Source organism: Sphingomonas sp. DC5200-1 (assembly GCF_049897245.1).
Classification (GTDB): domain Bacteria; phylum Pseudomonadota; class Alphaproteobacteria; order Sphingomonadales; family Sphingomonadaceae; genus Sphingomonas; species Sphingomonas aquatilis.
The window spans coordinates 1-8,342 of the sequence record NZ_JAFCVW010000024.1; the positions used below are offsets into that span (position 1 = coordinate 1).

An 8,342-nucleotide genomic window follows, 5' to 3' on the forward strand; every position below is an offset into this window, starting at 1 on the left:
ACCGATCTTCAATCCTCCTCCCCTCCCCGGCCCTTCGGCCGGGCAGGGCGCGATGAGCGCCCCTCACCGACCGCGTCTTCACGCGGACGGTGGATCGTGCGGCAGGCGGACGATGTCGGTGCTCAGTGGGCGAGCTGGTCGGTGAGCGCGGTGCCGATATCGGCGTGCGCCGCGGCGAGCGCGCCGATCGCGCGGCTGACGACGTCGGTCGCCTCGTCGCTCGGATCGATGCACCAGCATTTGCCGGCGTGGCGGATGTCGATCAGCCGGTCGGACTTGTTGTCGATCCCGAACGTGTAGCCTTGACGCTGGTCGAAGCCGGCGACGGTGACGTCGGTCGTTTTGGCCTTGATCGTGACGACGGGCGCGACCGCGGGGGTCAGCAGCACGGTATCGCGCGGCGTTTGCGCCTGTGGGACCAGCGCGGGTGCGGGCGGCTTGCCGAGCGTCGGCATCTTCGGGATCGGCACGAGGCCGTTCACCGCGTCCTGCGCCATGTCGGCCGCCATTGCGGTCGCCATGAAGATGGCGGTGCGCGCGAGATCCTGGGCGATGGCTTCGCGGTGCGGCTCGGTCAGCGTGGGCAGGAGGTGGCAGAGTTTGGTGTCGAGCGCGAAGGCGACGGGCTCGGCGTTGGGATCGATGCACATGATCGTGACCTTTCGGCAAAATGCCCGGACCCCATGTCCAGGATGCCGATCCGGTCCCTCTCTCCTTCCGGCGCAGCCGGTGCCGGCATCGTCGCGAGGCGATGCCGTGCCGTTCAGCGAGGCGGTCGCGGATGTCGCATGAGGCGCTTCCGGGCGGCCGACAGATGATCGATCGAGCGTTGCAGGAAGAAGGCGTGCGCGCTGTCGGATTCGAGTGTCCCCAACCGGCGTTCGAGCGCCGTGATACGGTGGTGGATCGCATCGATCGTCAGCATGATATCGTCGAACGAGAGCGCGACGACGGTCTGCGGATAGGGATAGGGCAGCGCCGGCGCGACGAAGGCGAGGAAATGGGGCTGCACGGGCAAATGGTGCAGGAGGGCGGTCGCGACCGCGCGGCGGATCTGGGAGGCGCCGTGGACGAGTTCTGCTAGCAGCACGTCCATCGCCATCGGGCGGACGATGCGCAGTGCGCCGGGGTCGAGGGTGACGGCGATCGGATCGGTCGAGGCGAGACCGATGACGCCCTCCGACAGGATGGCGAGAACGTCGCCTTCCTCGATGCAGGGACCGTCATCGAGACAGGCGTCATGCGCGGCTTCGCTGGTGTCGAAATAATGGACGCGATACATGGGCTGGTCCCTTTCTGCTGGGTCAGGAATATTCCGGGCGACGTGCGGGAAACCGCGTGGGCGGGAGGCCGGAGAAGCTGAAGGCGCGGAAGCGTCCGCCGGTGTAGGCAGCCGAATCCACCGGCGGGCGATGCCGCTGCAGGCGCTCGAGCAGCCGGTTGGCGCGGCGCATCGCCGCGACCGCGGCCTCGTCGTGGTAATGGAGGGCGATCACGCGGACGAAGGTGCCGGTGTCGTACCACCATCCCCCTTCCTCGGGGCCGCCCCAGGCACGGTCGATTTCGTAGAAGGCGAGGATGCTGCGCATGGGGTCAGCTCCGGTTGTCACCGGGTCGGATGATCCTCCCGGTTCATAACAGCCGGTCCCCCTTCCCCTTCCTCAGACGTCCGGTGCTTCGTCGGGACGCTGGTGGCGCAGCGCACGCGCGAGCGCCCGCTTGCGGGCGGTCGCCGCGGCGCGCGACGGATAGGCGCCCGAGAGGCGAGAGGGGTGTGACAAGCTGTTGTCGAACACGACCCAGCCCGTTGCGGTATGGGCGACGTGCATCCCGTCGCTGCGCGAGGGGGTGGTCATGACGGGCGCGCCCGCCTGATCGCGGCCTCGGCGATGAGCTGGCCGGCAAGCGTGTTGCGATGCGACGCGATCCGGCTGTCGGGCGCAGCCACGACTTCGGCCGCGCGTGTCAGCAGCGCAGCGAGGTCAATGTCCGACATCGGCGCCGGGTTGGTCGCGGATCGCGCGGGTTCTTCCCCGGCCTTGTCGAGCATCAGCACGAGGATCGAGGGCTTGATCTCTTCGTCGAGCGGTCGACTGTCGGCGACGAACTTGCCGCCACGCGTGATCGCGAACGCGTTGAAGGTGGGTGATACCCCGTTATCGGCGTTGGGGATCGTGGTGCCGCGGTCGTGGAACTGGATGTCGATGAAGCGGGGCGGGCCACCATAAGTGGATTCGAGAAAGCAGAAGGTGACGCGGCGACCCTCGCTGGTCTTCGCCGTGATCGTGAACGCGCCGTCGGGCACGTCGATTGGTTTGTGCGGCACGTCGTTGTAGCCGGCGAAGCCCGCGGCGATCGCGTCGGCGCGCGTCATGACGGGGAGATCGGTGATATCGGGCATGATGAAAGCTCCTTGCTCTGGATCAGGCGGCACGCTTCAGCGCGATCAGGTCGGAAAAGCGGTCTCGCACCGCGCCGGCATTGGGATAGAGATCGGCGAGACCGTGCCGCGAGAGGATCGGTGCGCGGGACGCGGCGATGATGCCGGCCTCCTCGATGGTGGGAATGCGCGGCGGCCAGCCTTTGACGTAGCGCAGGTCGGGCGGCATCGCGGCTTCGAGCCGTCGCCGCTCGGCGGCATCGGCCTTGGCGAGGGAAATCCGGTTCCTCAAATTACCCGGTATGTGACGCGGTGCGACGTCGGCGAGCCAGCGTGCGGGCTGGAACGAGAAGGTTGAGGTCGCCTCGAGGCCGACCAGGTGGAGCAGCGCGGGACGGTTCGCCGGTGCCGAAGCCGATGCCTGGGCGTCGCCGAGCGATTGAAGGACGCAAAAGCGGCACGACAGTCGTGACGACTGGTAACAGGTGTAGGCGACGTGCAGCGGGATGCCGAGCGTATCGTGCGCGGCGAAGACCTGTGGTGTCGTCCAGTGCGCGATCGGGTTCCACAGCATCATCGCGGTGCCGTGCGGATTGCCGGCAGCGGCGTAGCGCGCGTCTGCTTTCCATTCGGGTGTGCGTGACCGAGCGATGCTCTCGTCGCGGCGCAGTCCCAGCACGTTGATGATAGTCTGGCCGCGCAGCAGTCTGGCGAGGTGCGGCCCGATGACATGGGCCTTCATCTCTGAGGTGCAGAAGCGCAGCGCCGAGGATGACCAGGGACCGATCAGATTATAGGTTTCGAGTGCCTCGTAGCGCGCCTTGCCGTTGGCAAAGCGCGTGGCCCAGCGGTCGAACAGGTCGCCGGCGTTGCGCCGGACGATCGTCAGCGGGACGCCGGCGTGGGCCGCGAGATCCTCGACCGTCGCGGGCGTTTCGTCCCATTCGGCACGGCCGAGGTCGGCGTGAATGGCGATACGCCGCTCGCGCGGATGGCCGAGCGCATCGAGGATCAGGTTGACCGCGAACATCGCGGCCGAGCTGTCCTTGCCGCCCGAGAGGTTGAAGACGATCCATGCGCCGCGTTCGACCGCGTCGAGGATGGCGGGCGGCAGGGCGAGGGCCGGAAGGCCGGCGACCAGGCCGCGTCCGATGTCGATGAACATGGCCGTTCAGGCCGCGAGCGGCGCTGGCAGCGCCAGCCACTCGGGTTCGTCGTTGGCGATGACCGGATCGTGTGCGCGGGCCTCGGCTTTCGAGAACACGGTCGCGCTGGCGAGTGCCCCGAAGCCGTCGTCGTTGTTCCAGAAGACGGCGTGGCCGTCCTGGTCGCGCGAGGCGAGCACGAAACCGAAGCGACCCTCGTGACCATGGGTGTCGGGATCGGCTGCGGCGCTGCGCGCGGCGCGATCGAGGATGTCCTGGGTGCTGTGGAACGTCAGCCCCGCGTCGGTAATGATGACGCAGCCGCTTCCGAACTCGCCGGGGCGCAGCCGGTCGCAGTCGGAGATCCATGCGAACCCGCAGGGGAGCGCGGACTTGCAAGCGCGGAAGATGAGCTGGGCGACCTGTTCGACGCCGAATTGATCGCCGCTGAAGAATACGCGCGCGTTCCCGTCTTCGCCTTTCCAGTCGATGTCGATCGCGCAGTCGAGATAAGGGAAATGCCAATCGTCGAATATCTCGAGGAAGCTTTCGAACTTCATCGGCCCCTTCGCCGGGAACACGGCGTGAAACGCGGGATCGAGCGCGTCATATTCGTGGGCGAGGTCGGCATCGTCGCCGTTGGTGTCGAGGATATCGACTGCCTGTTCGGCAATGGTTAGCAACGCCGCGTCGGCGTGGCTCATGGTCAGCGTGAACGCGGCCTTGGTGTAGGTGTTCGCCATGGGAATGCTCCGAAATGATGGGAAATCGCTCTGTGCGGTCGCGCTCAGGCGTCCGCGGCCTCGGCGAGACGCGCGTTGGCGGCCGCGGCCTCGGCGGGGTAAGCCTGCGTGAGATTGCCGTGCAGGACCGCGAAATCCGGGATCGGGAAAAGACCGTTCGGCCCGGGCCGGGTAATCAGCAGCGCGCTGATGACGGCATCGGCCGGATCGGCATGGACGATGGTGGGCGTCTCGCCGTTATACTCGACCGGCGCGGTGAAGCCCGCCTCGCGCCAGGTGGCGAGTCCCTCCTCGACGCGTGTCGCATAGTCGGCGACGGCCTCGTCGAGCTCGTTCTCGATATGGAGGACGAGTTCGACATAGCGACCGAAATCGTGTCGGTTGGACAGGCCGGCGAGGCGGCATCCCGGGGGCGGCGGGCCGTAGCGTGCGATCAGCGCGGACTTGTAGACCGCGATTTCGAGGCGGTTGAGGCTGTCGAAGTTGGGCGACTGGCCGAGTTGCGCGCAATCCTCCTCGGCGGGACCGGCACCGAGATCGATAAAATATGGCATGGGGCTCTCCGTCGATCGTCATTGATCGACGCGCCCCATCCCCCTCCCCTTTCTTGTCGGGTACTCAGTCGCCGAAGAAGCGGCGCTTGATGGCGATCTGCGCCTCGCCATCGGACTGGCCGAGGGTCATCAGCCGGTCGGTCTCGAGCGTGATCGCGAGATCGGCGGGAAGATCGGCCCAGCGTGAGGCGATGGTGACCGCGGCGGCCGCTGTGGTCAGCTCGCCGGGGTGCGCGCCATGCCATGCGACGGTTTCGTCCTCACCCGTGAGATGCGGGTGCGGGCGCAGCACCTGGACGAAGAAGGTGCCAAGCGGGCGGTCCCACCCGATGCTGACGCTGGTGCCGGGTTCGATACCGGGAAACTGGTGGCGGCTCATGGCGATCCTTTCAGGGTCAGTGCAGCGAGATCCACTCGCCGTGCCAGGGGCGCGGGTGCGGGTAGAAGCGAAGAACGCCTGGAACATCGGTTTCGCCGCTGGCGAGGCGTTCTTCCAGCCAGAGGATGTAGAGCGCGGCGTCGGCGAGATCGCCGGCGAGCAGATCGTCGAGCATCGCGGCCTCGCGCGCGGTCTGTTCGTCGAGCGCGGACCAGTCCAGCGCATCGAGGAAACGGTCGCGTCGATCGGTGTAGCGCGCGATGCGGGCAGCGTCGGCCTGGACGCTGGCGATGGCGAGATGGATATCCACGGGCGGTGCTCCTTCCGGCATGTCGGTGACATGCCGCCCGCTCCCGCTCCCCTTCCCTCGCGCCGCTGGCGCGGGGATCATGCCGCGAGGATTTCGCGGATCGCGTCGCTCCGGCGCGGATAGGCAAGCCGGGGCAGATCGCGCGCGGTGCGCCGGGCGTCGCGCGTCAGCTCGAAGCAATAGGTGAATAGCGGGCTTTGCCGGTGCGGGCGGAGCAGATTGTCGGCACGGAGCCGCGCGAGCCAGTCGGCGGGGTGTTCGTGCGCCTCCGGCCTCGGCGCACCGAGCCGCACCAGCTGGTCGATCGCCCCGGCATGGCCGGATTCGAGGTTGCGGATCTTCGACAGCGTTCTCTCCGAGATCGTCTCGCCGGCGATGCGCAGCACCGTCCGCGGCCTCGTGCGGCCGCGATAGGCGCCCGACAGCGCGGCATAGACGACGCCGCAATGGCCGAAGGCGGGATCGGAGAAGCTGACGACAGCGTCGATCCGGGGCTTGGCGAGGCGCAGGAGGCGGAAGGCGCGCGACGTGAAGAAGCTTTCGCCGTTCGCGGCGACCGAGGGCAGGCAGATGAGCCGTTGCAGTACGCAGCCCCGAGCGGGATCGGCATAGCCGGTGTGCCGGGTGATGACCGCGCCGGTCGCCGGCACGCCGAACACGATGAGACCGACCAACGTGGATCTGCCCGGGTCGCCCGGACCGAACAGCCCGCAGGCGAGCTGGGCGGCGGGATAGCGCGGGAGGTAATGATGGTCGGCGAGGAATGCGCGGGCAGTATCATGGGCGACGACATCGACGGCGTAGCGGCGCGGGTCGATCACGCTGTCGCCGGCAACGAACAAGCTGCGCCGGTCGCGCCAGCGCTGGGAGCGGTCGGTGAGCATGGTTACCTCCGTCAGGCCGCGTCGGCGTAGATCTCGGCCGCCCAGGTCTCGATCCATCCGGTGGTGATCTCATCGTGATCGAGATCGCCGCTCTCGATCAGGGCGCGGATCTCGGCGCGAGCCTGCGCGATCGCGCGTTCCCAGGGGTCGGCGGTTGGTGGCGGTGGAGCAGACGCCGCGGCCTCGGGCAGGTGTCGCGGTGTTTCGAGCGTTCGCGCGCATTGCGTGCGATACCAGCGTTCCATGAAGTCGGCGCCGAGCGCGTCGGTCTTGGCGATGCGATGCCTGAGCGCGTGCTGTCGCACGCCTACGCCCCATCCCTGGCTGTCTATCGAGGCGATCCAGCGTGCGAACGGCGTGAGGTACGGCAGGGCATCGCCTTTCACCCCGAAGAGGTGCGCCTTGACGCCGATCGGCAGGATGCGGGTCAGCCGCTCGACGACGGCGATCAGCCCTTCGGGACCGTGGATCGGTCGCCGGCACATGCTGCCGATGCCGACGACGGTGCCGGGCAGGATCAGACCGCCGATCGCGTCGAGTGAACGGACGTAGTCGTCGGGCACGCGGCCCTGCAGCACGGGCATCAGCCGGTCGCGGATGGCCAAGTCGTCGGCGCGGGCAAAGCATTCTCGGTTGGTGGCGGTGGTGCGCGCGATGCGGTCGAGCACTTCCTCGCGGTCGTGGGCAACGCCCTCTTCGCAGCAGTAATCGACCGACGAGATGCGTCGGAACGGCCATGACGCGGCGAGCGCCATGTAATCGGCGATGCTCCAGGGAAGCCCGCCATAGCGGACCATCATGGTGTAACCGGCGGAATCGAGGTCGACGCTGGCGAGCGGTCGCGCGTTGGCGAGCGTTCCGGTGCGCCATCCCGACCACTCGCGCCAGCCATCGGCCTTGCGCCAGCGCGACAGACAATTGGCCGAGATCAGCACCGGTGCTTGCAGCGCGACCGCGCGCTGAAGGATAGGCCCGTTTGCGAGATGCGGCAGGCCGAGGATGATCTCGATCGTCATCGTCTAGCGGCCAGCTAGCTGATAGCTGTCGGCCATTCCGACAATACGCATCACAGATCCTCGCGCAGCATGAGCGTGAGAACACGGCGCGTGATGCTGGCGTCGGCGGGGTCTTCCGATCCCCATTCCAGCGCCACGTCATAATAATCGATACGGAAGTGTATCGTCTCGCCTGACAGCTCGAACTGGCCGCGATCGCGCTCGGGACAGTCGGCGGGGAAAGTGTAGCGGCGCAGCGCCTGCAGGACATGCGCCTGGGCGACGGCTTCCGAGGCGAGCGTGCCGTTCGACAGCGCGCCGAGGCACGCGCGCGTCATGACGATCTTCGCGGTGCGGTCGAACCCCTGGCGGCAACGGTCGTTGAGCCTGGCCACGGCTTCGAGGCGCGTTTCGGTGGCGGTCGAAATCATGTGATGATCCTCCGTTTGGTCGATAGCGATGGTGGCGGGGACTTCAGGCGGCGAGCGCGTCGCTTCGTCCCCGGCCTCGTTCGGGAAAGGCCGCATGGAAGCGGTCGAGCCAGTCGCCCATCGTCGGGCGCTCGCCGAGCGGGATGACGGCCGCGACATCCTGGAACCGGATGAGGTCGAGCGGCGCATCGCGGATGATCCGGTCGATCTCGTCAGCCGGCAGGAGGTGCTCGTCGCGGATGAAGGCGGTCATCGATCCCGGGCGCGCGCGGGTCGATCTGCGCCACAGGCCCTCGACCGTGTTCAGTCGCGGGGCGGCGCGTGCCTCGACCAGCACGATGAGTCGCAGGCACCATTGCGGGAGGCCGCGGATTTCGCTCGGATGGTTGGCGATGCACAGCCATTATGTCGCCATTGAGACGATCCATTCCCTTTGACGGGATAAGGATATTGTCCCATTATCGATCGGGTCGGGGCAATAAAATGGAAACGCCCAGTGTCATGTCGAGGGTTCAGTGCAT

13 protein-coding genes and 1 pseudogene are annotated in these 8,342 nt (G+C 67.4%); all 14 read right to left on the minus strand.

All coding sequences use genetic code 11. The annotated features are described in order from the left end of the window. Positions 1 to 122: 122 nt before the first annotated feature. Positions 123 to 650: a hypothetical protein gene (locus tag ACP7A3_RS20600; protein ID WP_033967159.1), complete on the minus strand. Its 528-nt coding sequence runs from the start codon at positions 648 to 650 to the stop codon at positions 123 to 125. Positions 651 to 763: 113 nt separating this feature from the next. After that, positions 764 to 1,282 (minus strand): hypothetical protein, encoded by a 519-nt coding sequence (locus ACP7A3_RS20605; RefSeq protein WP_010409110.1) that lies wholly within the window; start codon positions 1,280 to 1,282, stop codon positions 764 to 766. A 22-nt stretch (positions 1,283 to 1,304) separates the two neighbouring features. Beyond that, on the minus strand, positions 1,305 to 1,589 hold the full coding sequence (locus ACP7A3_RS20610) for a hypothetical protein (RefSeq protein ID WP_066675310.1): 285 nt from the start codon (positions 1,587 to 1,589) through the stop codon (positions 1,305 to 1,307). Between the two features lie 72 nt (positions 1,590 to 1,661). Further along, positions 1,662 to 1,856, minus strand: coding sequence for a hypothetical protein (locus ACP7A3_RS20615; protein WP_010409103.1), 195 nt, complete (start codon positions 1,854 to 1,856; stop codon positions 1,662 to 1,664). Next, positions 1,853 to 2,401, minus strand: a complete 549-nt coding sequence (locus ACP7A3_RS20620) for a hypothetical protein (protein WP_035386550.1) — start codon at positions 2,399 to 2,401, stop codon at positions 1,853 to 1,855. Before ACP7A3_RS20620 ends, ACP7A3_RS20615 begins: the two co-directional genes overlap by 4 nt. A 22-nt stretch (positions 2,402 to 2,423) precedes the next feature. Beyond that, positions 2,424 to 3,545, minus strand: a complete 1,122-nt coding sequence (locus tag ACP7A3_RS20625; RefSeq protein ID WP_010409098.1) for a phosphoadenosine phosphosulfate reductase family protein — start codon at positions 3,543 to 3,545, stop codon at positions 2,424 to 2,426. Between the two features lie 6 nt (positions 3,546 to 3,551). Then, positions 3,552 to 4,268, minus strand: coding sequence for a hypothetical protein (locus tag ACP7A3_RS20630; protein WP_062126508.1), 717 nt, complete (start codon positions 4,266 to 4,268; stop codon positions 3,552 to 3,554). 44 nt (positions 4,269 to 4,312) lie between these two features. Next, the gene (locus ACP7A3_RS20635) at positions 4,313 to 4,822 is read right to left on the minus strand and encodes a hypothetical protein (protein WP_010409093.1); all 510 of its coding nucleotides are present in this window, start codon (positions 4,820 to 4,822) and stop codon (positions 4,313 to 4,315) included. A gap of 64 nt (positions 4,823 to 4,886) precedes the next feature. Beyond that, positions 4,887 to 5,201, minus strand: coding sequence for a hypothetical protein (locus ACP7A3_RS20640; protein WP_010409090.1), 315 nt, complete (start codon positions 5,199 to 5,201; stop codon positions 4,887 to 4,889). Positions 5,202 to 5,217: 16 nt separating this feature from the next. Continuing rightward, on the minus strand, positions 5,218 to 5,511 hold the full coding sequence (locus ACP7A3_RS20645) for a hypothetical protein (RefSeq protein WP_010409087.1): 294 nt from the start codon (positions 5,509 to 5,511) through the stop codon (positions 5,218 to 5,220). Positions 5,512 to 5,588: 77 nt separating this feature from the next. Next, entirely contained in the window at positions 5,589 to 6,395 is an 807-nt protein-coding gene (locus tag ACP7A3_RS20650) for a hypothetical protein (RefSeq protein ID WP_062126506.1), read from the minus strand. 11 nt (positions 6,396 to 6,406) lie between these two features. Beyond that, complete coding sequence (locus ACP7A3_RS20655) at positions 6,407 to 7,411, minus strand: DUF7221 family queuine tRNA-ribosyltransferase-like protein (protein WP_066278431.1); 1,005 nt, start codon at positions 7,409 to 7,411, stop codon at positions 6,407 to 6,409. 50 nt (positions 7,412 to 7,461) lie between these two features. Further along, positions 7,462 to 7,821, minus strand: a complete 360-nt coding sequence (locus tag ACP7A3_RS20660) for a DUF3768 domain-containing protein (RefSeq protein ID WP_062126565.1) — start codon at positions 7,819 to 7,821, stop codon at positions 7,462 to 7,464. 43 nt (positions 7,822 to 7,864) lie between these two features. Then, positions 7,865 to 8,224, minus strand: a pseudogene (locus ACP7A3_RS20665) (hypothetical protein); the annotation flags it as partial. Between the last annotated feature and the right edge of the window lie 118 nt (positions 8,225 to 8,342).